Annotated in this window: 23 protein-coding genes and 5 pseudogenes; 6 read left to right on the plus strand and 22 right to left on the minus strand. The window is 71.0% G+C overall.

The genetic code is table 11. The annotated features are described in order from the left end of the window. Positions 1 to 121: 121 nt before the first annotated feature. Entirely contained in the window at positions 122 to 1,312 is a 1,191-nt protein-coding gene (locus ACZ4RZ_RS05725) for an IS110 family RNA-guided transposase (protein ID WP_467742360.1), read from the minus strand. Positions 1,313 to 1,989: 677 nt separating this feature from the next. Between ACZ4RZ_RS05725 and ACZ4RZ_RS05730 the strand changes: the two are divergent. Next, a pseudogene (locus tag ACZ4RZ_RS05730) lies at positions 1,990 to 2,562 on the plus strand (SDR family NAD(P)-dependent oxidoreductase); the annotation flags it as partial. On the opposite strand, the gene ACZ4RZ_RS05735 reads toward ACZ4RZ_RS05730, so the two are convergent. From ACZ4RZ_RS05735 to ACZ4RZ_RS05765, 7 genes are all read right to left on the minus strand, one after another. Continuing rightward, the gene (locus ACZ4RZ_RS05735) at positions 2,540 to 3,997 is read right to left on the minus strand and encodes an MFS transporter (protein ID WP_467742361.1); all 1,458 of its coding nucleotides are present in this window, start codon (positions 3,995 to 3,997) and stop codon (positions 2,540 to 2,542) included. The pseudogene ACZ4RZ_RS05730 and the gene ACZ4RZ_RS05735 overlap by 23 nt on opposite strands. 3 nt (positions 3,998 to 4,000) lie before the next feature. Next, the gene (locus tag ACZ4RZ_RS05740) at positions 4,001 to 4,282 is read right to left on the minus strand and encodes a hypothetical protein (RefSeq protein WP_467742363.1); all 282 of its coding nucleotides are present in this window, start codon (positions 4,280 to 4,282) and stop codon (positions 4,001 to 4,003) included. A gap of 52 nt (positions 4,283 to 4,334) precedes the next feature. Next, positions 4,335 to 5,600 carry an RNA polymerase sigma factor gene (locus ACZ4RZ_RS05745; protein WP_467743066.1) on the minus strand — a complete coding sequence of 422 codons (1,266 nt, stop codon included), beginning with the start codon at positions 5,598 to 5,600 and terminating at the stop codon, positions 4,335 to 4,337. Between the two features lie 29 nt (positions 5,601 to 5,629). Next, the gene (locus tag ACZ4RZ_RS05750) at positions 5,630 to 5,971 is read right to left on the minus strand and encodes a YciI family protein (protein ID WP_467742365.1); all 342 of its coding nucleotides are present in this window, start codon (positions 5,969 to 5,971) and stop codon (positions 5,630 to 5,632) included. Next, positions 5,968 to 6,705: a nuclear transport factor 2 family protein gene (locus ACZ4RZ_RS05755; protein ID WP_467742367.1), complete on the minus strand. Its 738-nt coding sequence runs from the start codon at positions 6,703 to 6,705 to the stop codon at positions 5,968 to 5,970. The genes ACZ4RZ_RS05750 and ACZ4RZ_RS05755 overlap by 4 nt, the downstream gene beginning before the upstream one ends. Positions 6,706 to 6,853: 148 nt before the next feature. Next, the gene (locus ACZ4RZ_RS05760) at positions 6,854 to 6,991 is read right to left on the minus strand and encodes a hypothetical protein (protein WP_467742369.1); all 138 of its coding nucleotides are present in this window, start codon (positions 6,989 to 6,991) and stop codon (positions 6,854 to 6,856) included. A gap of 635 nt (positions 6,992 to 7,626) precedes the next feature. After that, complete coding sequence (locus ACZ4RZ_RS05765; RefSeq protein WP_467743067.1) at positions 7,627 to 8,850, minus strand: cytochrome P450 family protein; 1,224 nt, start codon at positions 8,848 to 8,850, stop codon at positions 7,627 to 7,629. A gap of 187 nt (positions 8,851 to 9,037) precedes the next feature. Between ACZ4RZ_RS05765 and ACZ4RZ_RS05770 the strand changes: the two are divergent. Continuing rightward, a pseudogene (locus ACZ4RZ_RS05770) lies at positions 9,038 to 9,214 on the plus strand (MmyB family transcriptional regulator); the annotation flags it as partial. Here ACZ4RZ_RS05770 and ACZ4RZ_RS05775 read toward each other — a convergent pair. Then, positions 9,198 to 9,638, minus strand: coding sequence for an Lrp/AsnC family transcriptional regulator (locus ACZ4RZ_RS05775; protein WP_467742371.1), 441 nt, complete (start codon positions 9,636 to 9,638; stop codon positions 9,198 to 9,200). The pseudogene ACZ4RZ_RS05770 and the gene ACZ4RZ_RS05775 overlap by 17 nt on opposite strands. Before the next feature lie 104 nt (positions 9,639 to 9,742). Here ACZ4RZ_RS05775 and ACZ4RZ_RS05780 point away from each other — a divergent pair, with 104 nt between their 5' ends. Further along, positions 9,743 to 10,468 carry an AzlC family ABC transporter permease gene (locus ACZ4RZ_RS05780; RefSeq protein WP_467742373.1) on the plus strand — a complete coding sequence of 242 codons (726 nt, stop codon included), beginning with the start codon at positions 9,743 to 9,745 and terminating at the stop codon, positions 10,466 to 10,468. Next, positions 10,461 to 10,787: a branched-chain amino acid transporter permease gene (locus ACZ4RZ_RS05785; RefSeq protein WP_467742375.1), complete on the plus strand. Its 327-nt coding sequence runs from the start codon at positions 10,461 to 10,463 to the stop codon at positions 10,785 to 10,787. Before ACZ4RZ_RS05780 ends, ACZ4RZ_RS05785 begins: the two co-directional genes overlap by 8 nt. Before the next feature lie 30 nt (positions 10,788 to 10,817). Here the strand turns inward: ACZ4RZ_RS05785 and ACZ4RZ_RS05790 are convergent, their stop codons facing one another. After that, positions 10,818 to 11,738: a zinc-binding dehydrogenase gene (locus ACZ4RZ_RS05790; protein ID WP_467742377.1), complete on the minus strand. Its 921-nt coding sequence runs from the start codon at positions 11,736 to 11,738 to the stop codon at positions 10,818 to 10,820. Positions 11,739 to 12,181: 443 nt separating this feature from the next. Between ACZ4RZ_RS05790 and rho the strand changes: the two are divergent. Together rho and ACZ4RZ_RS05800 are read left to right on the plus strand one after the other, a co-directional pair. After that, positions 12,182 to 13,333, plus strand: a pseudogene (gene rho, locus ACZ4RZ_RS05795) (transcription termination factor Rho); the annotation flags it as partial. A gap of 89 nt (positions 13,334 to 13,422) precedes the next feature. Then, positions 13,423 to 14,289, plus strand: a pseudogene (locus ACZ4RZ_RS05800) (D-alanyl-D-alanine carboxypeptidase family protein); the annotation flags it as partial. Between the two features lie 83 nt (positions 14,290 to 14,372). On the opposite strand, the gene ACZ4RZ_RS05805 reads toward ACZ4RZ_RS05800, so the two are convergent. The 12 genes and pseudogenes from ACZ4RZ_RS05805 to ACZ4RZ_RS05860 form a co-directional block, all read right to left on the minus strand. Next, positions 14,373 to 15,734: a glycosyltransferase 87 family protein gene (locus ACZ4RZ_RS05805; protein WP_467742379.1), complete on the minus strand. Its 1,362-nt coding sequence runs from the start codon at positions 15,732 to 15,734 to the stop codon at positions 14,373 to 14,375. Between the two features lie 86 nt (positions 15,735 to 15,820). After that, on the minus strand, positions 15,821 to 17,209 hold the full coding sequence (mptB, locus tag ACZ4RZ_RS05810; protein ID WP_467742381.1) for a polyprenol phosphomannose-dependent alpha 1,6 mannosyltransferase MptB: 1,389 nt from the start codon (positions 17,207 to 17,209) through the stop codon (positions 15,821 to 15,823). Positions 17,210 to 17,434: 225 nt separating this feature from the next. Beyond that, positions 17,435 to 18,376: a glutaminase gene (locus ACZ4RZ_RS05815; RefSeq protein WP_467742383.1), complete on the minus strand. Its 942-nt coding sequence runs from the start codon at positions 18,374 to 18,376 to the stop codon at positions 17,435 to 17,437. A gap of 135 nt (positions 18,377 to 18,511) precedes the next feature. Beyond that, positions 18,512 to 19,924 carry an aspartate ammonia-lyase gene (gene aspA / locus ACZ4RZ_RS05820; RefSeq protein ID WP_467742385.1) on the minus strand — a complete coding sequence of 471 codons (1,413 nt, stop codon included), beginning with the start codon at positions 19,922 to 19,924 and terminating at the stop codon, positions 18,512 to 18,514. A gap of 33 nt (positions 19,925 to 19,957) precedes the next feature. After that, the gene (locus ACZ4RZ_RS05825; protein WP_467743069.1) at positions 19,958 to 20,977 is read right to left on the minus strand and encodes an asparaginase; all 1,020 of its coding nucleotides are present in this window, start codon (positions 20,975 to 20,977) and stop codon (positions 19,958 to 19,960) included. Positions 20,978 to 20,985: 8 nt separating this feature from the next. After that, positions 20,986 to 22,434 carry an amino acid permease gene (locus tag ACZ4RZ_RS05830; RefSeq protein WP_467742387.1) on the minus strand — a complete coding sequence of 483 codons (1,449 nt, stop codon included), beginning with the start codon at positions 22,432 to 22,434 and terminating at the stop codon, positions 20,986 to 20,988. After that, positions 22,431 to 23,108, minus strand: a complete 678-nt coding sequence (locus ACZ4RZ_RS05835; RefSeq protein ID WP_467743071.1) for a FadR/GntR family transcriptional regulator — start codon at positions 23,106 to 23,108, stop codon at positions 22,431 to 22,433. The genes ACZ4RZ_RS05830 and ACZ4RZ_RS05835 overlap by 4 nt, the downstream gene beginning before the upstream one ends. 212 nt (positions 23,109 to 23,320) lie before the next feature. Further along, positions 23,321 to 24,157 carry an undecaprenyl-diphosphate phosphatase gene (locus tag ACZ4RZ_RS05840; protein WP_467742389.1) on the minus strand — a complete coding sequence of 279 codons (837 nt, stop codon included), beginning with the start codon at positions 24,155 to 24,157 and terminating at the stop codon, positions 23,321 to 23,323. Between the two features lie 84 nt (positions 24,158 to 24,241). Then, entirely contained in the window at positions 24,242 to 24,616 is a 375-nt protein-coding gene (gene crcB, locus ACZ4RZ_RS05845) for a fluoride efflux transporter CrcB (protein WP_467742391.1), read from the minus strand. After that, a pseudogene (locus ACZ4RZ_RS05850) lies at positions 24,613 to 24,804 on the minus strand (hypothetical protein); the annotation flags it as partial. The gene crcB (ACZ4RZ_RS05845) and the pseudogene ACZ4RZ_RS05850, both read right to left, overlap by 4 nt. A gap of 8 nt (positions 24,805 to 24,812) precedes the next feature. Beyond that, the gene (gene crcB, locus ACZ4RZ_RS05855) at positions 24,813 to 25,298 is read right to left on the minus strand and encodes a fluoride efflux transporter CrcB (RefSeq protein ID WP_467742393.1); all 486 of its coding nucleotides are present in this window, start codon (positions 25,296 to 25,298) and stop codon (positions 24,813 to 24,815) included. 243 nt (positions 25,299 to 25,541) lie between these two features. Next, a complete protein-coding gene (locus ACZ4RZ_RS05860) occupies positions 25,542 to 26,522 on the minus strand; it encodes an SMP-30/gluconolactonase/LRE family protein (protein ID WP_467742395.1) in 981 nt (326 codons plus the stop codon). Between the last annotated feature and the right edge of the window lie 27 nt (positions 26,523 to 26,549).

Below are 26,549 nucleotides of genomic sequence, written 5' to 3' on the forward strand. Positions count from 1 at the left end.
CACCGAGCTGCCACATCCACGTTACGGAGAGCTCTTCCGGCTCGGGTGAAGCCGGTGCTCAAGCCCCTCATCAGCGGTCCGTCGATGCCTTCGGACCCGGTGACACCTCCTCATGTGGTTGTCAAGCCGTAGCAGGGACGGGAGTTGGGGATTGGTAGCTCTGCCGGTCACGGATCATGGCGACCAGGACGTTGACGCGACGCCGGGCGAGCGCGAGGACGGCGTGCTTGTGTGTCTTCTTCTCGGCCCTCTTGCGGTCGTAGAAGGCTCGAGATTCCGGGCAGGTGCGGATGCTGATCATCGCGGAGCGGTAGAAGACGCGCTGGAGGCCGCGATGGTAGCGGCGGGGGCGGTGCAGGTTGCCGTTCACGTTGCCGGAGTCGCGGGGGACTGGAGCGACGCCTGAGAAGGCGGCGAGCCGGTCTGCGCTGGGGAACCGGGTCAGGTCGCCACCGGTGGCAGCGAGGAACTCGGCGCCCAGCAGGGGGCCGATGCCAGGCATGCTGGAGATCACCGGTGCGAGCTCGTGCTCGCGAAACCGGGCCTCGATGAGTTTGTCCAGCTCATGGATCTTCTCGTGGAGACTGAGTAACTCCAGCGCCAGGTCCCGGACCACGCGGGCGATCGCGGCCTCGCCGGGAAGCCGGGTGTGTTGCCTTTCCGCGGCGTCGACAGCGGTGGTGGCCAGGTCTTCCGCGCTGCGGGTCCTGCGGTTGCGAAGCCACGTCGTCAGCCGCCTGCGGCCGAGACGTCGCAGTGCAGCCGGCGTCTGGTAGCCCGACAGCAGCACCAGCGGCCCGATGCTCGTCAGTTCCAGGGCATGCTCCAGGGCCGGGAAGATGCTCAGCACCTGCGCGTGCAGACGGTTGGTCTTCCGCGTCCGCTCCTTGACCAGATCGGCCCGCCGGTCGGTCAGCACTCGCAGCTCGGCGGTCAGCTCACTCTCCGGGGTGAGGACGTGCAGATCGTGGCGCATGCGCGCCTGATCAGCGATGACGCGGGCGTCCTTCGCATCGGTCTTGCCCAGGCCGCGGTAGCCGGCTGAGGCCCGATTCACCGCGAGGCCGGGCAGATAGACAATGGTCTGTTCATGGTTGAGCAGGAGGTTGACCAGCAGGGAAGCCATGCCGTCGGCTACGTCGACGGACCACACCACATCTTCACCGAGTGCCAGCACCTCGCTGATGAGGTTCAGCAGTTCCGGCTCGTCGTTGATCACCTTCCGGGACAGCAGTACCTCGCCATCGTTGTTCAGGACAACGGTGTGGTGGTGAGCCTTGCCGATATCGGTTCCCGCCCAGTTCCAGGCCATGGATCCTCCGGTCGTTCGAGGTGGTGCTTCGTACATCCGGACGACCCCTCCAGCATGGTCCTACTCAGCGATACCCGTGGGCCCGCAGCTCCTCATCAGTGGTCGAGTCGTCGTGTGGCCCCGGGCGGCCAGGTGTCACAGGAACCATTGAAGGCAACCACCCCCAAGCCATACCCGGGGCCACTGGATCCTCCGGACCGTACGGCAGCCCATCCGACCCATCAACAACGTAGGACCACCCCCCGGATCATGAACAACAAGGGGGGAAGTCATGCCGGACCCGAAGGCCGGTGGCCCCATTGCGGAGCCAGGAAAACGGTAACGGGGGGGGCGGCCGTCATTGCGGGCGCAACCGCTCCTGCCTGTGCGGCACGTTGGGGTACGGCTTCGGCGCTGCCGTCGTCGGTCGCGGCTGGGGCGTCCGGCTCGGGCTGGGGTACGGCACTCCGAGCTGCGGCGAGGCTGTCGGGGGCCGCAGGGCAACGATGCCAGCCACGCTCAGCCCGGCAGCCGGCGCGATCCGCTCCACCTTCGCCTTCTCATACCCGGCGAGTTAGGCGACGCGTCTACCCTGGCCTTCCAACCTCGCCAGATGGACGCGTATTCACCACATGTGGGGGTGTGTCATACAACGCCGGAGGCTCGTCGCCAGGGCCTGTCTTTCGGATCACGCCTGGGTGTCGTCCCCGGGCGACTGGGCAGAGCTCGCGGCGTCGCTGCCCGAGGTGCACGGTCTGGTCAACAACGCCGGAATCCCCATGCGCGCCCGCCTCGGCTCGGTCGAACTCGCCGACCGGAACCGGGCGTTCGCCGTGAACACCACCGGCCCGATGCTGGGCGTCCAGGCCCTCGCACCGCTCATAGCCCCCGGGGCCTCGATCGTGAACGTCGGCTCGTTCGCCGGTCTCACCGCCCATCACGCGGTGGCGTACACGGCGAGCTAGTGGGCGCTGCGGGGCCTGTCGAAGGTGGCCGCCCTGGGGCTGGCGCCCCGCGGCATCCGTACGAACGTGATCCACCCGGGCTACATCGAGACCCCGCTGATGGCGACCGCCAACCCGGTCTTCGTGCGGGCGCGCCTGGCGATGACACCTCAGAGTCGCCCGGGCCGCGTCGACGAAGTGGCTCCGCTCGTCGTCTACCTGCTCTCGGACGAGTCGTCGTACGTGAACGGCGCCGAGATCACCGTGGACGGCGGCTACTCGGCGCACGGCGGGGTGAAGGCGATCACGAACGCGCTCGACTCGTAGTGACCAGCCGGTCCTGAGCCGGTCGTTCGGGCCTGCGCAGCAGGGCGAGCGCGCATCCCAGGCCGACCGCGGCGAGCACGACACACGCGGTGAACGCGGCCCGATAGCCGGAGGTCAGGCCTGCGAGACCCGGGCCGCTCGTGTAGGACACGGCGACCGACGAGACGACGGCGACCCCGAAGGCGCCCCCGATCTGGAAGGCCGCGGTGTTGATGCCGGACGCCACGCCCGACTCCCGCTCCTCCACACCGGTCAGCGCCGCGATGGACCCGGCCACAGCGCAGGCGCCCAGACCCGGCCCGAAGATCAGCAGCCCGGGGAACAGATCGCGGAGGAATCCGCCGTCCACGGGAACCCCGGCCAGCAGCAGGCTGCCCGCGCCGACCAGTGCGAGACCGCCGACCGCGACCGGGCGTGCGCCGATTCGGGTGACCAGGGCCTGGCCCGCGTACGAGCCGACGACGGCCGTCGCGGGCATCACGACGTTGTAGAGGCCGAACCGCAACGGCGAGTAGCCCAGCACGCCCTGCCCGTACTGAGAGAGCGTGTACGACATGCCGAAGGCGCAGCTGCCCAGCAGGAACACCACGATGTTGCCCCCGCTCACCGACCGCGTGCGCAGCAGCCGCAGCGGCACCAGGGGCTGCGCGGACCGTGCCTCGACGCGGACGAAGAGCAGTGCCAGCGCGGTCGCGAAGGCGAACAGGCCGATCGTCTGCGCGGACAGCCACCCGGCGCGGGGTGCCTCGACGACGGCGTACACGCACGCCACGAGCGCGGTGGTGACGGTGAGCGCCCCGGCCGGGTCGTATGAGCGGGTGCGTGCCTCGGCGCGGCTCTCCCGCAGCAGCCGTGGGCTCAGGGTGAGCAGGAGCAACGCGACCGGCGCGTTCAGGAAGAAGACCCACTGCCAGCCGAGGACGTCGGTGAGCGGTCCGCCGATCAGCAACGCGGCCGTGGCGCCGAAGCCGCCGCTGCCGGACCAGATGGCGAGGGCCTTGTTCCGTTCGGGACCCTCCTCGAAGGTGTTGAGGAGGAGGGACAGCGCGGTGGGCGCCATGACCGCGGCCGAGACGCCCTGCACGGCGCGCGCCGCCACCAGCACGCCCGCGCTCCAGGCGAACCCGCACAGCAGCGAGGACACTCCGAACAACAGCGTGCCGGTCATGAAGACGCGGCGCCGGCCCAGGAGATCGGCGACCCGGCCGCCGAGCAGCAGCAACCCGCCGAAGCTCAGCAGATAGGCGCTCATGACCCATTGCGCGCCGCCCGCCGAGAAGCCAAGGCCGTCCGCGATGGACGGCAGCGCGAGGACGACGATCTGCGAGTCCAGGATGACCATGAATCCGGCCAGGCAGAGCAGGGCGAGGGCGCGCCAGCGGCGGGGGTCGGGCGTGGTGACGGACATCGCCGTGGGCGTGGTCGTGGCAGTCATGGCTCAGCTCCCCAGGCGGAGGCCGGCGAGCCAGACGTCCGGAGCCCCGGGCGCCGGCTCGGCTCCCGGGGCTCCTGGACCCGGTACGTCCGGAACCGGTGCGGCCGGGCGTGACACGACCGGAGCCGGCGCGGCCGGGCCGCCGGACACGGGCAAGGCGCCGGACACGGCCGAGACGCCGGACGCCTGCGGCGTCGCCTGCCTGCGGCTCCCGAGCAGCCGGGCGAGGGCCTTCGTGACGGACGATGTGTGGACGGGGACGGGGACGGTGGCGGTGGCGGTCACAGGAGCCTCCGGTGTCGGGTTCAGGTTCTTACACCCCACCGACGAACGGCCCCTACACCGATCGACACTCCGCGAGCCGTTTCCGCAGGAAGCGCCTCTCGGCGTCGTTCTCCACCAGCTCCAGCGCGCCGGCATACGCCTGCGCGGCCTCCGCCGTGCGCCCCATCCGGCGCAGCAGGTCCGCGCGAGTGGCGGGCAGCAAGTGATAGCCCTCCAGCTCGCCCTCCCGTTCCAGCTCCGCCACCAGGGCGAGTCCTGCCTCCGGGCTCTCGGCCATGCCCACGGCCACCGCCCGGTTGAGCCGCACCACGGCGGAGGGCACGAAGCGCTCCAACTCGCCGTACAGGGCCGCGATGTCGGTCCAGTCCGTGTCCTCGGCGGTGGCCGCGGTGGTGTGGCAGGCGGCGATGGCTGCCTGGATCTGGTACGGCCCCGGACGCCCGCGGCGCAAGGCGGTTTCCAGCAGGGCGGCGCCCTCGTCGACCGATGCCCTGTCCCAGGCCGTACGGTCCTGGTCCTCCAGCGTCACCAGCTCGCCCGCCGCGTCGACCCGCGTGCCGCGCCGGGCGTCGTGCAACAGCAGCAGCGCGAGCAGACCCAGCGCCTCGGGCTCGTCGGGCATCAGGCGGGCCAGCACGCGGGCGAGCCGGATCGCCTCCGCGCACAGGTTCGTGCGCACCAGTTCGGCGCCGGCCGTGGCGGCGTACCCCTCGTTGAAAAGCAGGTAGAGCACGCCGAGAACGCCGGTCGTGCGTTCGGGGAGGAGGTGCGCGGGCGGTACGCGGTACGGGATGCCCGCGTTGCGGATCTTCCGCTTGGCGCGGACCAGGCGCTGCGCCATGGTCGCCTCGGGGACGAGAAACGCGCGGGCGATCTCGGGCGTGGTCAGCCCGGCGAGGGTGCGCAGGGTCAGCGCCACCCGGGCCTCGATGGGCAGCGCGGGGTGGCAGCAGGTGAAGATCAGCCGCAGCCGGTCGTCCTGGACTCCGCTGTCGTCTTCGTGTTCCGGGTCGTACGGCCCCTCGTCGCGCGCCAGCACGGCCACCTCCCGCAGCTTCTGTGCCCCCACCGCCTCCCGGCGCAGCACGTCCAGGGCGCGGTTGCGTGCGGTCGTGGTCAGCCAGGCGCCGGGACGGCGCGGCACACCCTCACGCCGCCAGCGGTCCAGGGCCTGCGCGAAGGCGTCCTGCGCGCATTCCTCGGCGAGGTCCCAGTCGCCGGTCACCCGGATCAGGGTGGCGACGACCTGACCCCACTCCTCGCGGAAGGCGGCGGCGACGGCCTCCTCGACGACCGGCGCTCCCGGACTCTCGTTCACGCCCGAACCCGCCGCCTCCTCGCTCTCGTTCACTCCCAGACCGGCCGCACCTCCACCGAGCCGCCGCCCAGCACCGCCGGATGCCGCGACGCGAGCGCGATGGCCTCGTCGAGGTCGGCGACCTCGATGATGTCGAAGCCCGCGACGTACTCCTTGGATTCCACGAACGGACCGTCGCTGAGCAGAACTTCGTCGCCCTGGACGCGGACGGTGGTGGCGTCGGTGGACGGCCGCAGCCGGGCGCCGCCCTTCACCACGTCGCGGCTGCGGACCTCTTCGATGTACGAGGTGAAGCGGGGGTCGTCGGCGATCTCCTCGGGGCTGAGTTCCTCGCCGCCGACCGGGGTGCAGATGAACAGGACGTACTTCATGACCGCTCCTCCTCCAGGCCGGCGTCGAACGGAACCGAAGCGTGCTCGTGGGCGATCAGCCAACGGTCGCCCACGGCACGGTAGCCGGTGGTCACCCGCGCTGTGCTGTCCAACGGCTCGCCCGTGGTGAACGTGCCGCGGATCCTGACGAGCCCGTGGCTGAACGCGACGCTCTCGTCGACGCGGAGACGGAATTCGAGTACCTCGCGCCGTACGGTCCCGGTGACGGTGGAGAAGAACCACTCCTGGGCCTTGCGGAGGGCGTCGATCCCGCGCTCCTCCAGACCGCTCATGGGGTGGAACACCTCCGTGTCCGCCGTGTAGCAGGCGAGCCGCCGGTCGATGTCCCGCTCGCGCAGAGCCTCGGTCAGCTCGTTGTCGATCCGGCGGATCTCCGCCTCGGCGTCCTCGTCGTCCCAGAACGCGCGCACCTCCATGGCCCCGATGGATGCCACGGGGTGCTTGGCCGCCGCCTCGATCGCCTCCTCCATGGTGTCGCACTCGAGGATGTCGAACCCGGCGACGTACTCCTTCGTCTCCGCGAACGGGCCGTCGGTGCGCAGCACTTCCCCGTCGCGCACCCGCACGGTGACCGCCTCGGCGGGGAGCCGCAGCCGGTGGCCGTGCAGCCGTACGCCGCGCTCGGCGCCCAACTCCTCGACCCAGGGTTCGACGGGTGCCATGCCGGAGGCGTCGGCGGTGTCGTCGCCGCAGACCAGCAGCATGTACTTCATGGTTCCTCCAGATGCTCATGAGGTCCTGACACCCCACCGACGAACGGGGCGGCTCCGAATCGACACCCTTCCAGATTCTTCTGCGTACGACGGGACGCGCGAGGGAGCCGGGGCGCGAGCCCCGGCTCCCTTCTCGTGGACCCGCGTCCTAGACGGCCGCCTGCGCCGCCGCCGACTCGCCTGTTACGCCGACCGCCGCGCGGGCGGTGTTCTTGCGGACCAGCAGCAGGGTGACCACCGCGCCGAGCAGTGAGGCGCAGCCGCAGATCACCACCCCGAGGGCCATCCCGTGGCCGAGCGCGGTCTGGGCCGCCGCCCTGGCGCTGTCGCTGCCCGCGTTGACAACGGCGAGGGGTCCGGCCCCCGCGGGCGATCAGGTGCGGCCAGGCCGCCTGCGTACAGAAGTACGGGATGTCGAGCTCGTTCTTGATGGTGAAGTACCAGTCCTCGGCGGGCATGGTCTCGAACGGCCCGTTCCGCAGGGCGGAGGCGTTGTTGTAGAGGATGTCGATCCCCCGAACGCCGCGATCCCCACCTCGATCCACTCCCGTGCGCCCGCTTCGGTGGACAGGTCCACCGGGGCGAGGGACCGCATGACTCCACCGGCCTTCTCGACGAGTTCCACCGTTTCGGCAGCGGCGTCGGAGTCGATGTCGCTGCCGAAACGGTGGCGCCTCCCGAGGCGAATATCTGAGCCGCGGACCGCCCTATTCCAGCTCCCGTGCCGCTGATGAAAGCGATTTTTCCGGCCAGTCGACCCATGATTGCCGTGTCACTTGTCCAGTGCCGCCGGTGTGCGGTGCTGGAAGCGTAGGTGCGGCGTTTGGCGAGAACAAGAAAAGGGGCGGCTCAGGGCCATCGCGGTGTCGTATGGCTGGTATGCGCGGGGTCAGCGGCGAAGGATCCCGGCAGCCCGCGGAGTCAGCCGCGGGAGACCCCCGGCCGCACCGGGAGCGCTCGCACGCTGTTGCCCACGAAGCTGGAGTGACGGGAGAGTTCCGCCTCGGACACGGCGAGGTCGAGGTCGGGGAAGCGGGTGAACAGCCGCTCCAGCGCGATGGTGGACTCCAGGCGCGCCAGCGGGGCACCCAGACAGTAGTGAGCGCCGTGCCCGAGAGAGAGGTGCCGGGCGGCGCCGGGCCTTCCGGGCCGGGTCACGTCGAAGCGGTCGGCATCGGTTCCGTGCGCGGCTCGGTCGCGCCCCGCGGCCGAGTAACCGGCGAGCACCGGCGTGCCCTTGGGGATCACGGTGCCGTCGAGGGTGAGATCCCGCACCGGATAACGGAATGGGAAGTAGCTGACGGGCGCGTCCCAGCGCAGCGTCTCCTCGACGACGTCCGTCCAGCTCGCCTCGCCCTTGGTGACCAGGTCCAGTTGATCCCGGTGGCCGCACAACGCCCGTACCGCATTGGTGATGAGGTTCAGCGTGGTCTCATGCCCGGCGATGATCATCAGCACCAGGGTGCCGATGAGTTCCTCCTGGCTGAGCCGGTCGCCCTCCTCGTCCCGGGCGGCGATCAACGCGCTGGTGAGGTCGTCGCCGGGTTCCTCGGCACGTGCGGAGGCCACGGCGCTGAGGACGGCCACCAGCTCCCGGTTCGCTGCGACCGCCTGCTCGGGGCCGATGTCGGTGGCGACCACCTGGTTCGACAAGTGGTGCAGCCGGTCGCGGTACTCCGCGTCGACCCCGAGCAACTCGCCGATGACCCCCATCGGCAGCGGCAGCGCGAAGTGCCGGCGCAGATCGGCGACTCCCCCACCGTCTTCGGCCGCATGGTGAAGGCCGTCGAGCAATCCGGCCGTCAACTCCTCGATACGGGACCGCAGTTGCTCCACCCGACGTGCGGTGAACGCCTTGCTGACCAGCGACCGCAGCCGCCGGTGGTCCTCCCCGTCCGCGGTCGTCATCCCCCGTACGGTCGCGAAGGTCGTCAACGGCCATCCGGCGGCTATCCGCCCCTCCCTCAGCGCAGTGAAGTGCTCCGCCCCCTTGGCGACTTCGGGGTGCGCGAGGAACTCCTTCAACGCCTCGTGCCCGAGCACCGCCATCCCCGCCACCCCACCGGGCAGCACCACCGGTGCGACGGCGCCTCGTGCGAGCAGCCGCGCGTTGTCGGCATGCGGGCAGCCGCCGGCCGGGTCCATACGGTGCGGTGCGACGGGTGAGGTGTCCACCGATTCTCCTTGTCGAGGTGCCGAGTCGGGCCGTACGACGATCGATTCTGCCCGCTCACAACACCGTACGCAGCATCTCGGCGAAGCCCTTCGGATGGGTGAAGTTGCCGTTGTGCCCGCCGGGGAAGTGGAGGAGACCGGCCCCGAGTCCGGCAGCCCGGTCGCGGGTGAGTTCACCCTCGAATGGGACACCCTCACCTGCACCACCGACCCCGACCAGCAGCTATGTGTCTGGACCGCAGAACCCGGCACACCGTCGCACGAGGGCCTGCGCTTCCTCGCCTCCTGGGCGGCGGCCGAGCGTCCCCGGTCCTCGATTACGGGGCCGGTTTGACGTTCTTCATCGTGAAGTGCGAGGTGACGTTCTTGATGCGCGGGATGGTCATGACGCGCGTACTGAGGAAGGTTTCGTAGGCGGCCAGGTCGGCGACGGCCACGCGAACGAAGTAGTCGGGGCTGCCGAACAGCCGGCGCAACTCGATGACCTCGTCCGCCTGCGCCAGAGTCTCCTCGAAACGCTCGACGGTCTCCGCGTCCTGGGCGTCGAGGGTGAGGTCGATCAGGACCTCGAAGGTGCGTCCCACGGCGGCGGGGTCGATGACGGCCCGGTAGCCGCGGATGACGCCGTCGGCCTCCAGCCGCTGAACGCGCCTCAGACAGGGACCGGTGGTGAGCCCGACCCGCTGGGCCAGCTCGACGTTCGTCAGCCGCCCGTCCCGTTCCAGCTCGGTGATGATTGCTCGGTCGGCGGCATCCATGGCAAGAAGATTGCACCACGACGGTCCAGATGCGCAATATTAGCAACCACATGGCGCGGGTTTCACGGGACCATGGACGGGTGCAACAAGACACTCCAACCCTCATGTCCGATCCCCCGTCGGCCGCGGCCACCCGGCGGTGGCAAATATCCGCGGGCGTGCGCGACTCCTTCTCCGCGGGACTGGGGATCTTCCCGCTCGGGATCGCGCTCGGCCTGCTGGTCATCCAGGCGCATCTGCCGTGGTGGCTCGCACCCGCACTGTCCCTGTCCGCGTTCGCCGGCTCTCTGGAGCTGCTGCTGGTGGGCATGATGGCCACCGTCACGCCGCTGGCAGCGGTCACGCTGACCGTCCTGGTGGTCAACTTCCGGCATGTGTTCTATGCGTTCTCGTTCCCCCTCCACCTGGTCAGGAACCCGTTCGCGAAGGCGTACGCCGTCTACGCGATGATCGACGAGGCGTACGCCGTCAACGCCTCCCTGCCCGAGCGCGAGCGTTCCGCTCCCCGGCTTCTCGCGATGCAGATCGCCTGCGAGACCTACTGGGTCGGCGGCGGCCTGGTCGGTGTCGCCCTCGGTGCGGCCCTGCCCGCACCGATCAAGGGCCTGGAGTTCGCCCTGTGCGCGCTGTTCACCGTGCTCACGCTGGACGCGTTCCGCTCCCGCAGCGAGGTCCCGTCGGTTCTGCTCGCCGGCGTGAGCGCGGCCGTCGCCCTCGCGCTCACCCCGGGCGTAGCCATGCTGACCGCGATGCTCCTGTTCGTCGCCCTGCTGCTGGCCCGCCACACCCTCGCCGCCCGACGCCCCGCCGAGGAGGCCGCCGATGCCTAGCACTTCGTACCTCGTCGCCGTCCTCGCGATCGTCTTCACGATCACCCTCGCCCTGCGCGCCGTTCCCTTCGCGGCACTGCGCACCCTGCGCACCTCGGCGATCGTGCGGCAGCTGTCGCTGTGGATGCCGGTGGGCATTCTCGCGGTCCTCGCGGTGACCGCCCTGCACGGCACTATCGCCGCCGAGCCGCACGCCACGTGGTGCGCACTGCTCGCGGTCGCCGTCACGGCGGGCGTCCACCTCGCCTGCGGCAGTCGCACGATCCTGAGCGTCGGCATCGGCACCGCCGTCTACGTCGTCCTCGTCAACGCCCTGTGAAGCACCGCCCGTCGCGTCGCCGGGGCGGTCTCACCCCACGTCCAGCACCGCCTTGCCCCGCAACCGCCGGTTCCCCAGGGCCTCCACCGCGTCCGCGATCTTGTCCCACGGCCCGCGCCAGCCGACCGGCACGCGCAGCTTCCCCGTGGCGACCAGGTCGAGCAGTCGGCGCAACTGCGGCTGCCGGTCGGTGAGTCCGGCGCCGTTGTAGACGGAGACGATCGCCTTCGGTGCACGGCTGCCGAGGGTGGAGCCCACGGGCAGGGGCGCCTCCTGTCCGGAGGCCCAGCCGACGCTCTGCAGGCTTCCGCCGGGGGCGAGCAGGGCGTACGCCGCGACCAGTTGGTCGCCGCCCACGGTGTCGACGACGACATCGACCGGCTCTGTCACCCGGGCGAGGCCGATCGCGACGTCGTCCGCGCCGAGGTCGGCCAACCCCCGGGCGCTCTCCTCGGAGCCGGCGACGGCGACGACGTACGCCCCTCCGATGGCCGCGAGTTGCACGGCGAATCCGCCGACGCCACCGGACGCCCCGGTCACCAGCACCCTGCGGCCGAGCAGCGGTCCCGCCTGCTCCAGCGCCCGCAGGGCCGTGCCGGCGGCGACCGGCAGTGTGGCCGCCTCGCCCAGGTCGACCCCGTCGGGCACCACGGCCACGTCCGCCACGTCCATGGCCCGCAGCGCGCCGAAGCCGCCGCCGTCCGCGAACCCCACCACCCGGCTGCCGGCCGCCGGCCCGCTGCCGTCGGCCGCGGCGGCCACGACGACACCGGCCGCGTCGAAGCCGAGCACGTCCCCGGGCTCGGCCCGTTCCGCGAAGAACAGTTCGGCCGCGTTGAGCGAGGTGTGCCGGACCTCGATCAGGGCCTGACCGGGTCCGGGTACGGGGTCCGGGGCCTCGCCCAGCCGCAGCTTTCCGGGGACCGCGGGGTCAACGATCAGTGCGCGCATGAGAGGTACCTTCTCTCGTCGACGGCGACTCGACACGCACCAACTCCCTCCGGTCCGGAGTCATTCCCACCGCCTCCCCGGCCGTGGACGGTCGACCTCGATCGGTGAGCCGAGGCCCTCGCCCAACGTCTGCGTGCGAGCCACTGAGTCGCACATCACAGCCAGACCCGGTCGCCGGATGGTAGAGTGCAGTCAGCACTTGTGTACGCCCCGTCTCGGGCGCCGGTGCTGGTTCACCTTCATTTCGCTGACACGCCCGTCGCTTTCCGACCGGCGGACCAGCTTCTCAGCACCACCTCTTGAGCACGGCCGCGGGCAGTTGTTCCCGTCCGCCGTTCGCGAGGTGTTGTCTCCCCGCCGCACGGAGGCGTGAGCACGCCGCCTCCCCCGCCGGCACATCCCCCTTCCCTCCCTCATGACCTCATGAATCCGTCCTTGAAAGGACCCGCATCATGACCACCACACTCGAACACCCTCCTGCACAGCAGCAACTCCCGGCCCGGGCCTCCGGTGTCCTCGACATCGCGCACAACGGGCAGGGGTACCTGCGCGCCGCCGAGAGCTGCCTGCCCACACCGACCGACGTCCAGGTCTCACCCGCGCTGATCCGCCGTTACGGCCTGCGCAAGGGCGACACCGTCGAAGGCGTACGCGGCGGTCCCCGCGCGCTCGCCGAGGTCGAGCGGATCAACGGCCGTATGCCCGAAGAGCTGCGCCGCCGCCCGCACTTCCGCGACCTCACCCCACTGCACCCCCGCGACCGGCTCCGCCTGGAACACCCGGCGAGCGGTCCGGCCGGGCGCCTCGTCGATCTGGTCTCGCCGGTGGGCAAGGGCCAGCGCGGTCTGATCGTCGCCCCGCCCAAGACCGGCAAGACGGTGCTGCTGCAGCAGATCGCCGCCGCCGTCGCGGGAAACCACCCCGAATGCCACCTGATGGTGCTGCTCCTCGACGAGCGGCCCGAAGAAGTGACCGACATGCGGCGCTCCGTCCGGGGCGAGGTGTACGCCTCGACCTTCGACAAGACGCCGAAACAGCACATCGCGCTAGCCGAGCTCGTCATCGAACGCGCCAAGCGGCTCGTCGAGCAGGGCGAGGACGTCGTCATCCTGATGGACTCCCTCACCCGGCTGTGCCGGGCGCACAACAACGCGGCCGCCTCCGGTGGCCGCACCCTCAGCGGCGGCGTCGACGCGGCCGCGGTGCACGGCCCCAAGCGGTTCTTCGGCGCCGCGCGCCTCGCCGAGGAGGGCGGCTCGCTCACCATCCTCGCCACCGCCCTGGTGGAGACCGGCTCCCGCGCCGACGACTACTTCTTCGAGGAGCTTAAGAGCACCGGCAACATGGAGCTCCGCCTCGACCGTGCCCTGGCAGCCCGGCGCGTCTTCCCGGCCGTCGACATCACCCCGTCCGGCACCCGTCGCGAGGAACTCCTTCTGCCCTCCACCGAGTTGGCAGCCGTACGTGGGCTGCGGCGCGCCCTGCAGACGCGGGACGGCCAGGCCAACCTCGAAACCCTCCTGGAGCGGCTGCGCGCCACCCCGGACAACGCGACCTTCCTCCGCCAGGTCCAGCCGACCCTGCCCGCCGCCTGACCGCTCCCGCGTGCGGCATCCGGGTGCTGGATCCCGCCGCTCGGCCCTGGCAGCCCGGCGTACGGCGACTCCGTTCCTACGTTGGCGGAATGACCATCGGATTCTCATCCCGCGCCGTCACCCCCCGCGCCGCCACCCGCGCCCGTCTCGCTCGCGCCGCCGTCTCCTGTTCCGCCGTCTGTGTGGTCGGCGCGCTGGCCCTCGCGCCGAGTGCGGCCGTCGCCCGGACGGCAACGGGCCCGGTCGCGCCCCGGCCCACGGCATCGCAGCCGCCGTTGTACCGGCCCGGGACACAGGTGCGGCCGCGGACCGGGGCCCCCGAGGTCCCCGAGGACGTCTCCGCGCTGTCCTGGCTGGTGGCCGACGCCCGCACCGGCGACGTGCTCGCGGCCCACGACGCCCACCTCAAGCTGCCGCCCGCCAGCACCTTGAAGACCCTGTTCGCCCTCACGGTGCTCCCGGTGCTGCCCGGCGGCATCCGGCACACCGTCAAAGAGGAGGAGCTGGCGGACGTCGGCGCCGGAAGCAGCCTGGTGGGCGTCACGGAGGGCCACACCTACCGCGCGGCCGACCTGTGGCGCGGTGTCTTCCTCAACTCCGGCAACGACGCCGTGCACGTGCTCGCCGCGATGAACGGCGGCTGGAAGACGACGGCCACCCGGATGCAGGCCAAGGCGCGTTCACTGGGCGCCCTCGACACCCACGTCGTCTCGCCCGACGGGTATGACACACCCGGCCAGGTCTCGTCGGCGTACGACCTGGCGGTCTTCGGGCGGGCCGGGCTGCGCAACGCGGACTTCGCGCGGTACTGCTCCACTGTCGAGGCCATGTTCCCCGGCGACGGCGGCGCGTACGAGATCGAGAACACCAACCGGCTGCTGTCCGGCGCCGACGGGGTGGAGCCGTACCCGGGGCTGATCGGCATCAAGAACGGCTACACCAGCGAGGCGGGCAACACGCTCATCGCCGCCGCGCGACGCGGCGGGCGCACACTCATCGTCACCGTGATGAACCCTCAGGAGGGCGGCGGGTTCGCCGTCTACGAGGAGGCCCGCTCGCTGCTCGACTGGGGCTTCAAGGCAGCCGGGCACGTAGATCCCGTCGGATCGCTGCTCGACACGCGTGGCGTTCCGGCGGCCGGCTCCGCCGCCCGGCCCGCTCCCGCGGCGCTCCCGGACAGCGACGAAGCCGGCTGGCCCGAAGCCGCGGGTATCACGGGCGCCGCGGGGCTGGGCGCCGGCGGCGTGGCCCTCGCCCTGTGGCTCAAGAACGGGCGGCCCACACGCGGCTGACCGGCGGGCAGCCACAGCAGCAGCCCCAGCGTGATCCATGTATACGTGTTGCTGCCCAGGAATCCGTCGAGACCCGACGCGTCGTCGAACCACAGCCACACCACGCTGCTGCACAGCACCACGTACAGGGCGCCCGCGACCCGCAGCCGGCGTCGGTGCAGGAGCACGGCGAACGACGGCAGCAGCCAGACGAGATGGTGCACCCAGGTGATCGGGCTGACCAGACAGGCCGCGAGCCCGGTGAGGGCGAACGCGGCCGTCCAGTCCTCGTCGGCCAGTGCGCGGGAGGTCCGCCACGCCCATACGCACAGGACCAGCACGGCGACCGTCGCCCAGGCGGCCCTGCTCGGTTCGTCCGGTGCCACGAGCCGGGCAAGGACGCCCTGCAACGACTGGTTGGAGACATAGGCGAGACGTCCGATGCGGGTCGTGTCCCACACCGCGTCGGTCCAGTAGAAGCGTGAGGCGTCCGGGGCCGCCCAGGCGGCAAGGGCGGTGGCCGTCGCGGCGACGGCCGTGGCGACCCCGGCGGCACGCCAGCGGCGGGCGAGCAGCAGCAGGCCGATGAAGAGCGCGGGGGTGAGTTTGACCGCCGCGGCCAGGCCGATGCCGACGCCCGCCCGGCGTCCCCGTCCGGTGGACAGCAGCCAGGCGTCGCTCAGCACGAGCGCGAGCAGCAGGAGGTTCACCTGGCCGAAACTGAAGGTGTCGCGGACCGGTTCGAACAGGGCCAGCAGACAGCCCGTCAGGGCGTAGCCGAACCAGCCGTAGCGGCGCAGCGCGGGCCCCACCAGGATCCACACGATGGCGGCGATGGCGGCGAGGTTGAGCAGCAGCTCGACCGCGATCGCCGTGCGCAGCCCGACCAGCGCCATCGGCAGCATGCCGAGGGCCGCGAACGGCGGATACGTGAAGCCGTACGTCGTCCCCGGCACGTGGTAGTCGTAGATCCGGCCGCCGTGGTGGACCCAGGCGTCGACCGTCCCGTAGTAGACGCGCAGGTCGAACCAGTCGCGCAGCAGCGGCACGGTGGCGGTGAACACGCCGACGGCGGCGGCGAGTCCGAGCACGAAGAGCAGCCGCCGGCGATCGGTGCTCAGCGCTCTCATGACCATCAACACCTGTGTACCGCCCCGCTCTCGCTCGCCATCCAGTCCTCTTTTGCCGTCTGGCTCTCTTTTGCCGTCCAGACCTCTCATGCCGTCCGCCCGAGCACCGGTGTCTGCGCCGCCTGGTGGGCCTGCCAGAGCACGACGAGCGCGAGCACTCCGCCGGAGACGGCCAGAATCACCTGTTCGGCGTCCGGCGGTCCCCCGCTCGGCAGCACGGCGAGCGCGAGCACCGCGCTGGCGGCCGCGACGCGATGACGCACCGAGGCGCTGGGCGCCGCCGCGGCGATGAGGAACAGTCCCCACAGCGCGTACCAGGGCCGGATCGCCGGGCCGAACACGGCCACCGCGGCCAGGCTCAGGCCCAACGCGTAGATCGGGCCGGGCCGTAGGCGCAGCCATATGAACAGGACCACGATCACGGTCAGCGCGAGTCCGGCCGCGTGCCAGACGGGCAGGGCCAGCGGTGCGAGGCCGCTGCCGAGCTTCTCGAGCAAGGCGCCGGTGGCGCGGCCGAGGACGCTGGTGGGCGACCAGTTGTGCGGCGAGACAGGGGTCTTCAGGGCCGCGATCCAGCCGTATCCCGTACCGGTCGCGGCGGTCGCCGCGACCGTGGTGGCGAGGGCGACCACGGTCGTGGTCAGGGCGGACTTCACCATGCCCTGGCGTCCACGCAGCGCGACCACCGCCAGCAGGCCGAGCACGGCGGGCGCCTTGACCAGCGCGGCGAGGGTGATGAGGACGACGCCCAGGACATGCCACCGCCCGCGCGCGGCCACCAGTCCGACGCCGAGCAGGCCGAGCATGATGGCGTCGTTGTGCGCACCGGCCACCAAGTGGAGCAGGACGAGGGGGTTGAGCGCCCCCAGCCACAGCGCGGCGGCCGGATCGGCGCCGCTGTGCCGGGCGAGACGGGGCAGCGCCGCCGCCATCAGGGCGACGCCGAGCAGGGCGACCAGGCGCATACCGAGCAGTCCTGCCGGTATCTCCCCGCGCGTCAGGCCGGAGAGCGCCGAGGCGACGGCGAGGAAGACCGGGCCGTACGGCGTCGTGGTCTGCTGCCACACCGGCGCGACCTCGTCGGCGAGCGGGCCGCCCAGCTGTGCCGGTCCGTGCGCGTAGACGTCGATGTGCGCGTCGACCATCGCGCCCTGCGCGAGATAGCTGTACACGTCCCGGCTGAACAGGGGCGGCGCGAGCAGCAGCGGGGCCGCCCACACGGCCAGAACGAGCAGCAGCGAGCGCGGAGTCGGCGGTTCGGGGCCACGTACGACGGTGCCGAGGAGCGCCCAGGCGGCGATCAGCAGGACGACGCCGAAGTAGACGCCGACCAGACCGAGCACGGCACGCCCCGACTCGGGGGCGAGGAGATCCCTCGCGGGCAGCGCCCCGGCCGTTTCACCTCCCAGCGCGAGGAAGGCGGTACCGGCCAGGCCCAGAGCCTGACAGCGGCGGAGATCGACGGGGAAAGCCATGGCCAACACTCGGAAAGCGTGTCAACGCGAGGTGGCCGGAGAGCGACGTATTGCCCTCTGGGCGGGGGCCTTCGTGTGACCTCCGCGTGGTCGCTGCGCTGGGTTCGCCGGAATGCTGCGGATCGTTCGTTGACCGCGGGCCCGCGGGGGTTGTTCGCGCCCACGCGGCGGAGCCGCACGATGTCACAGCCCCGCGCCCGTGACGGGGCGCTGTACCTCAGCCCTTCAGAAGACTGACACGCCTGTCAATGTCGTAAAGCGGTCCAGCGCCGCCACTCCCGACACCGAGTTGCCGCGCTCGTCCAGGCCCGGGCTCCAGACACACAACGTGCAACGCCCCGGCACCACCGCGATGATGCCGCCACCCACCCCGCTCTTGCCGGGCAGGCCCACGCGGTACGCGAAGTCGCCGGCCGCGTCGTACGTCCCGCAGGTGAGCATGACCGCGTTGACCTGCTTGGCCTGGCTCTGGGTGAGCAGCCGGGAGCCGTCGGCGCGGATGCCGTGCCGGGCCAGGAAGCCGGTGGCGCGTGCGAGGTCGGCGCAGGACGCCTCGATCGAGCATTGCCGGAAGTACTGGTCGAGGAGCACCGGTACCGGATTGTCGATGTTGCCGTACGACGCCATGAAGTGGCCGAGCGCGGCGTTGCGGTCGCCGTGCGCGGCCTCGGAGGCGGCGACGTCCCTGTCGAAGGTGAGCCGCGGGTTGCCGCTCTCGGCGCGCAGGAACTCCAGGAGCGTGCCCGCCGCGTCACCCGTCCGGGTCTGCAGCCGGTCGGTGACGACGAGGGCGCCCGCGTTGATGAAGGGGTTGCGCGGAATGCCGTTTTCGTACTCCAGCTGGACCAGGGAGTTGAAGGGGTTGCCGGAGGGCTCGCGGCCGACGTGCTCCCAGAGTTCGTCGCCCTCGCGGGCCAGGTCGAGGGCGAGCGTGAAGACCTTGGTGATGGACTGCGTGGAGAACGGCTGCCGCCAGTCCCCCACGCCGTACACCGTGCCGTCGAGCTCCGCGACGGCCATGCCGAAGCGGCGCGGGTCGCAGGCGGCGAGCGCCGGAATGTAGTCGGCGGGCCGCCCGCGCCCCGGCGCCTGCGCGATCTCGGTGGCGATGCGCTCCAGGACCGGCTGGAAGGTGAAGGACGACGGAGACGCGGACATGATCACCATTCTGCCGCCAGGCCGGTCGCGCTGCCCATCGGCTGCCCGGGCAACGTGGTGGCGCTGCTCACCGGCCGCTCGGCCGACGTGGTCCCGCCGCTCATCGCCCGATCCGTCGACGTGGTCGCGCCGCGCATCGGCCGGTCAGGGACGTACCGAACCACTGCCCGCGACCACTTCGGGCCGCAGCAGCTCGGCAAGCCGCTCGGCGGGCAACAACCCCTTCTCCAGGACGAGTTCGGCCACTCCGCGCCCGCTCGCCAGGGCTTCCTTCGCGATGTCGGTGGCCGCCGTGTACCCGATGTGCGGGTTGAGCGCGGTCACGAGCCCGATGGAGTTCTCCACGGCGGCACGCAGTTCCTCGGTGTTCGCCGTGATGCCCGCGACGCACCGCTCGGCGAGGGTCAGACAGGCGGTCCGCAGGTGGGTGATGGACTCGGACAGGGAGTGCAGGATGATCGGCTCGAAGGCGTTGAGCTGGAGCTGACCGGCTTCGGCGGCCATGGTGATGGTGACGTCGTTGCCGATTACCTCGAAGGCGACTTGGTTGACCACTTCGGGGATGACCGGGTTGACCTTGCCGGGCATGATGCTCGAACCCGCCTGCACCGGCGGCAGGTTGATCTCGTTGAGGCCCGCGCGCGGCCCGGAGGACAGCAGCCGCAGGTCGTTGCAGCTCTTGGAGAGCTTGACCGCGATCCGCTTCAGCACACCCGACATCTGGACGAAGGCACCGCAGTCCTGCGTCGCCTCGACCAGGTTGGCGGCGGTGACCAGCGGCAGCCCCGTGATGTCCGCGAGGTGGCGGCGCGCCGACTCGGCGTATCCGGCGGGGGCGTTGAGCCCGGTCCCGATGGCGGTGGCACCGAGGTTGATCTCGTGGATCAGCTCGACGGCCTCCGCCAGCCGGCTGCGGTCCTCGTCCAGCATTACCGCGAACGCCGAGAACTCCTGCCCCAGCGTCATCGGTACCGCGTCCTGGAGCTGTGTACGCCCCATCTTCAGTACGTCGCGGAACTCGACCGCCTTGGCCGCGAACGCGTCCTGGAGCACGGCCATCGCCCTGAGCAGCCCGCGCACCGCGAAGACGGTGGCGACCTTGACGGCGGTCGGGTAGACGTCGTTGGTGGACTGGCCGAGGTTGACGTCCTCGTTGGGGTGGAGGTGCGGGTAGTCGCCCTTGTCGTGGCCGAGGAGCTCCAACGCCCGGTTGGCGACGACCTCATTGGCGTTCATGTTCGTCGAGGTGCCGGCGCCGCCCTGGATGACGTCGACGACGAACTGGTCGTGCAGTTTGCCGTCCCGGATCTCCCGGCAGGCCTCGACGATGGCGGCGGCCTTGCGGGGCTCGAGGAGCCCGAGTTCCTCATTCGCGCGGGCGGCGGCCTCCTTGACGGCGACGAGGGCGTCGATCAGGTGCGGGTAGGCGGAGATCGGGGTGCCCGTGATGGGGAAGTTCTCCGTGGCCCGCAGGGTGTGGATGCCCCAGTACGCGTCGGCGGGGACGTCGCGGTCTCCGAGCAGGTCGTGTTCGCTGCGGTGGGCTGCGGCGGTCATATCGGTGCGGGTCTTCTTTCGGAAGGGGGTGAGTCAGGCGTACGTGGGGTGCGTGAGGGGATCGAGGGCTCGGGTCGGCCGGATGTGCCCGACGACCGCGCCGCCCCCGAGAAGCGGCGCGCCCGCGAACTCGGCGAGCGCCGCCGGGTCGACCCCGCAGCGCGCGAGGGCGGCCGCGGCCACCGGGACGCGCGCCCGGTCGGCCCCGTCGGCGATCTTCACGGCGACGGCCCGGCCGTCCGGCAACGCCGCGACCTGCACGCCTTCGAAGCCGTCCTTGGCGAGCAGCCCCGGCACGGCCCGCATCAGCGCGGCGACGTCGCGCCCGGACCCGGAGGCCATCTCGGCGTGCTCGCGCATCGCGTCGGCGACCCGCGCCTCGGGGGTGCCCGGCGCGGCGGTGGTGATCCGGGCGGCGGCGCGGGCGAGCCCGTGCAGCGAGACGGAGAACAGGGGCGCGCCGCAGCCGTCGACGGTCACCTGGGCGATGGCCTGTCCGGTGAGGTCCTCGGCAATCTCCGTGATGGCCTGCTGGAGCGGGTGCGCCGGGTCGAGGTAGTCGTCGAGCGACCACCCGTTGAGGTGGGCCGTGTACAGCATGGCCGCGTGCTTGCCCGAGCAGTTCTGGGCGAGCGGGGAGGGCATGCGTCCGTCGCGCACCCAGGCCTCGCGTACCACCGGGTCGAACGGCAGGTCGGCGACATTGCGCAGTCGGTCCTCCGGCAGTCCTGCCAGCTCCAGGATCCGCCGCGTCCCGGCGAGATGCCGTTCCTCGCCGGAGTGGCTGGCCGCGGTCAGCGAGAGCAGTTCGCCGTCCAGCGGCAGCCCGGCCCGCAGCATGGCCACGGCCTGGACGGGCTTGAGAGCCGAGCGCGGGTAGCAGGCGGCCTCGATGTCCCCGATCTGAAGCTCCACGGTGCCGTCGGCGGCCAGCACGACCACCGAGCCGTAGTGAACGCCTTCGATGACGCCGCCACGTACGAGCTGGGCGACGGGCGCGTGCAGGGGTTCGCGGATCACCGGGGCCGCGGCGAGCGGACCGCCGTAGGTCATCGTCGGGTTCACGCGTCTGCTCCGTCGCGTATCCCGGCGACCCGGCGGCGCACTCCGTACCAGCCCGCGACGAGCGCGGCCACGATCAGCGGCAGGCACAGGACGGTCGTGCGGCCCGCTCCCCCGTCGGCGTACATCAGCACGAGCACGGAGGCGAGGAAGCCGATGGTGACGATCTCGGTCCATGGCGAGCCGGGCAGGCGGTAACTCGGCCTGGACAGCTCGCCGTTCTGGGTCTTCCGCCAGAACAGCAGGTGACAGAGCATGATCATGCCCCAGGTGGCGAGGATGCCGATCGCCGCGAAGTTGAGCACGATCTCGAAGGCGTCTGCGGGCACCACGAAGTTGAGGCCGACACCGAGGACGCAGATGCCGCTGGTGAGCAGGATGCCGCCGTACGGGACGTGGCTGCGGCTCATCACCCCGGTGAATTTCGGCGCCGAGCCGGACATCGCCATCGAGCGCAGGATGCGGCCGGTGGAGTACAGGCCGGAGTTGAGGGACGACATGGCGGCGGTGAGGACGACGAGGTTCATCACGCCGCCCGCGGCCGGGATGCCGATGTTGGACAGCACGGTGACGAACGGGCTTTGGTCCGCGCTGTACTTGCTCCAGGGCAGCAGCATCGACAGGAGGACCACGGAGCCGACGTAGAAGAGGCCGACACGCCACATGATCGAGTTAATGGCCTTCGGCATGATCTTCTCGGGGTTCGCGGTCTCGCCCGCCGCGACGCCGACCAGCTCGACGGAGGCGTAGGCGAAGACGACGCCCTGGATGATCAGCAGCATCGGCAGCAGGCCGTTGGGGAAGATGCCGCCGTTGTCGGTGATCAGGGACGGGCCCGGGTTGTGGCCGTCGACCGGGTGCTGGGTGACCAGCAGGAAGATGCCGATGAGCATGAAGACGACGAGTGCGCTGACCTTGATGATCGCGAACCAGAACTCCAGTTCGCCGAACAGGCGTACGGATATCAGGTTCACCGTGAGGACGACGGCGAGCGCGATGAGCGCGATCACCCACTGCGGGATGTCGGAGAACATGCCCCAGTAGTGGGTGTAGACGGCCACGGCGGTGATGTCGGCGATGCCGGTGGTGGCCCAGTTCAGGAAGTACATCCAGCCCGCGATGTACGCGCCCTTCTCACCCAGGAACTCACGGGCGTACGACACGAAGGCGCCGGACGAGGGCCGGTACAAGACGAGTTCGCCGAGCGCGCGGACGACCAGGAAGGCGAACAGGCCGCAGACCGCGTACGCGACGAAGAGGGAGGGCCCGGCGTCGGCGAGGCGGCCGCCCGCGCCGAGGAAGAGGCCGGTGCCGATGGCACCGCCGATGGCGATCATGTTGACGTGCCGGGACTTCAGCGACTTGCTGTAGCCGGCATCTCCGGCGTCGATGTGCCCGGCCGGCTTCGCGGTCGAGGGGACCTCTTGTTGGATGGACTGCTCGCTCACGCTTCGGGTCCGCCTTCCGTGGGGGTGTCCGTGTGCGCGGGGCGCACGATGTCGGTGAGGGTGGTCTCCACGCGGTCGAGGTGATGGGACATCGCCTCCACCGCGTCGTGTTCACTGCCGTCGATCAGCGCCTCGACGATCGCCCGGTGCTCGCGGTTGGACTGCTCGCGGCGGCCGCCGAGTTCGTTCAGAAACGCGGACTGGCGGGCCAGCGCGTCCCGGATCTCCTCGATGACCCGGCGGAAGACCGGGTTCTGGGACGCCTCGGCCACGGCGATGTGGAAGATCGTGTCCATCGCGACCCACGCGGTGGTGTCGGTCTCGCGCTCCATCCGCTCCAGCAGATGGGCCAGGTGGTCGAGGTTCTCCGGGGTGCGGCGCGCCGCCGCGTACCCGGCGACGGGGATCTCGACGTGGCGGCGCACCTCGAGCAGGTCACTCGCCGCGTAGTCGCCGAAGGTGGGGTCCTCGACCGCGTTGGCGACCACGAAGGTGCCCTTGCCGGTACGGGACACGGTCAGGCCCATCACCTGCAGGGCCCGCAGCGCCTCGCGGAGCACGGGGCGGCTGACCTCGAGTCGGCGGCACAGCTCCGCCTCGGAGGGGAGCTTGTCGCCGATGGCGTACTCGCCGCGCTCGATGGCGCCGCGGAGGTGGGTGAGTACCGCTTCCATGGCGCTGACGCGCCGCGGCACCGATCCACCTGTCTGGCTGTCTGACAGGTTCACGGAGGTGATCCTCCGGGTGACCGGCGGGGGCTGTCAAGGGCGGCGAAAAGAAAAATTCAGGGGGCGTGAAGCCTGAAAACCGGCTTTACGCCCCCTGTGACCAGCGGTTTCTGTGCCCGGCCGACCGCTTCGGCCGTTCCCGCGATCAGTGGACCGACTCAGCTGTCGAGAACCCCGGTGGTCAGCAGCCCGAACAGCGCCACGCCGATGACGATCCGGTAGATCACGAACGCGTTGAAGGAGTGCTTGGCGACGAACTTCAGCAGCCAGGCGATCGAGCCGTACGCGACCACGAAGGAGACGAGGGTGCCGACGGCCAGCGGGGCGGCGCCCACGCCCGTACCCAGGGCATCCTTCAGCTCGTACAGACCGGCGCCGGTCAGCGCGGGGATGCCGAGGAAGAAGGACAGCCGGGTGGCCGCGACGCGGTCCAGGTCGAGGATGAGCGCCGTGGACATGGTGGCGCCGGAGCGCGAGAACCCCGGGAAGAGCAGGGCGAGGATCTGGGAGCTGCCGACCAGCATCGCATCCTTGAACGAGGTGTCGTCCTCACCGCGCTTGTGCCGGCCCATCTGGTCCGCCGCCCACATCACACCGCTGCCGACGATCAGCGAGGCCGCGACCACCCACAGAGAGGCGAGCGGCCCCTCGATCAGCGGCTTCGCCGCGAGGCCCACGACCACGATCGGGATGGTCGCGTAGATCACCCACCAGGCGAACTTGTAGTCGTGGTGCTGACGCTCCTGCTTGTCGCGCAGCCCGCGCCCCCAGGCGGAGACGATCCGCACGATGTCCTTGAAGAAGTACACGAGCACGGCGGCGATCGCGCCGACCTGGATGACCGCGGAGAAGCCGACGACGGCGTTGTCGTCGACGGGGATGCCCATCAGCCCTTCGGTGATCTTGAGATGGCCGGTGGAGGAGACGGGGAGGAATTCGGTCACCCCCTCGACGGCTCCGAGGACGACGGCCTGACCGACGTTGATGACGCTCATGGGATCCAGTTCTGAGGAGTTGGTCGACAGTGCTGTAGACGGTACTGGGGGACAGTGTTACCTATGCGCGCGGACGCCCGGCGCCTAGGTCCACAAAGCTTGCGCAAACGAGACCCCGGCGAACGCCGCGCCCAGGCCGGCCGTCACACTCAGGATCACGTTGGCGGCGGCGTAGAACGCCGCACCGGTCTCGGTCAGCCGCAGTGTCTCGTACGAGAACGTCGAGTACGTGGTCAGCGCCCCGCACAGGCCCGTGCCGATCAGCAGCTGCAGGTGCGGGGAGGCGTGGCCCGCCGAGGCCGCGCCGGTGAGGAGCCCCAGGACCAGACAGCCTGTCACATTGACGACGAGGGTGCCCCAGGGGAAGACCGTGTCGTGTTTCATCTGCACCGCCCGGTCGGTCAGATAGCGCAGGGGCGCGCCGACCGCGGCACCGATGATCACCAGCAGCCAGTTCACAACAACTTCTCACCTTTTCCGGCCGCGTCGGCTGTCCCCTCCGCGGCGTCGGGGGAGTCGCGGCGGGTTTCCTCGGAGGCGCCGCCCCGTCCGGCGTACCGGATGACCTCGCAGTCGTCGAGGATCACCGGCCCCTCGGTGACGAGTTCGTCGAGCTTCGGCAGGAAGGCCCGTACGCGCTCCTCTGACAGCCTCGTCATCGCTGCCTCCATGCCAGGGCACGGCGTACCGCCGTCACCGCGAGCCACACCGCCGCGAGCGCCGCGAAGAGGGTCGCCGCGAGGTAGCCGAGCCCGGTCACGGGGTGGCCCGCGTCAAGAAGTTTCTGGATGTCGACGGCGTACGTCGAGAAGGTGGTGAATCCGCCGAGCACGCCGGTGCCGAAGAAGGGCCGGACCAGCCGGTGAGCCGCCCACACATCGGTGATGACGACCATGAAGGCGCCGATCACGGCGCAGCCGACGACATTGACCCAGAACGTGGCCCAGGGAAATCCGCCCGCCTGCACCGGCCACAGCTCCGCCGCACCGTAGCGGGCCATGGCACCGACGGCGCCGCCGAGCGCGACCATCGCGACGACGGGTCCCTGGCCGTGCCAGGGGGACGCCGCCTTCCGCGTGGGCAGGCGGAAGGGGGCCGGGGTGTCGGATTCGTCGACCCGCTCGGGGTGCGGGACTGTCATGTACGAACTTCTCCTACTCGCCGGGCCCCGGGCGCCGGGGCGCATCTCATCGCAAGTAGGGACCGTTGGCGGCAGCCGTGCCGCGGTTTCGGGTACGGCGGGCCCCACCGCCGCGCCGCGACACAAGATCGCGGCGGTGAACAGGGTAACGCCGGGGGTCCCGGCCGCGCACACTCGGCTCAGCCCGTGGCCACCGGCCGGGCGGACCGGCTCCCTCCGTGACGACCACCCGTGCGCGTCGGTTCAGCCCGTGGAAGCGGGCAGGTCGCACACGGCGATCCCCCGTTCCCAGATGCTCCCCAGGACCAGTCGGCCGTCGGCCTCGCAGGCGCTGGTGACCATGCGGAACCGTGCGCGGCGGCGTTCGAGGTGATGGAGGACACGGCCCTCGTCGTCGACCGCGATGACCCCCGCCGTGCCCGGGGGACGGAACGGCGCGCGCACCGCGAGGCGGGCGGCGGTGTGCCGCAGCATGGGGCCTCGGCGGTGGAGGAGTTCCAGGGCGGCGACGCGGGGTCCGGCCAGCGCCACCCAGATCGGTCCGTCGGGGGCGCGCCAGAGGTTGTCGGGCTGACCGGGCAGATCGGCCAGGAAGGTCTCGCCGCGGCCCTGTTTCGGCCCGGCGAGCCAGTAGCGGGTGAGGCGCCGCTCGCCCGTCTCCGCGACAACGAGGAAGGACTCGTCCGCCGCGGGTGCGAGTCCGTTGGCGAACTGCAGCCTCTCCAGGAGCACTTCGGGTTCCTTCTCCCCCGGCGTGAGGCGCAGCAGGCGGCCGGTTCCGGTGTGCTCGACGAGGTCGCCGATCCACTGCTCCAAGGGGTAACTCCGGCTGGAGACGGTGAAGTAGAGCGTTCCGTCCGTCAGCGCGACCACGTTGCTGCAGAAGCGCAGCGGTTCACCGGCCACCGTGTCGGCGAGGACGCGCACGATGCCGTCGTCGAGCCCGATCCGCAGCAGTCCACGCCGGGCGTCGCAGACCAACAGGCCCTCGTCCGGGAGGAGTTCCAGACCCAAGGGCCTGCCGCCCGTCTCCGCGAGCACCCGGACGCGGGTGCGGTCCGGATCGCCGAGTCCCTCCACGCGCACGATGCGGCCGTCCTCCAGGCCGGTCAGCACCCGGCCCCGGGAGTCGGCCACCACGTCCTCGGGGCCGCGGCCGTCGAGCGGGACGAGGCGCCTGGCTACGAGCGGGGTGGGGCGGGCGGTGGCGCGCGAGTGAACCATGGGTACCTCCTGCGGCCGGTGGGCCAC

The sequence above is a fragment of the Streptomyces sp. NPDC027189 genome (assembly GCF_055566975.1).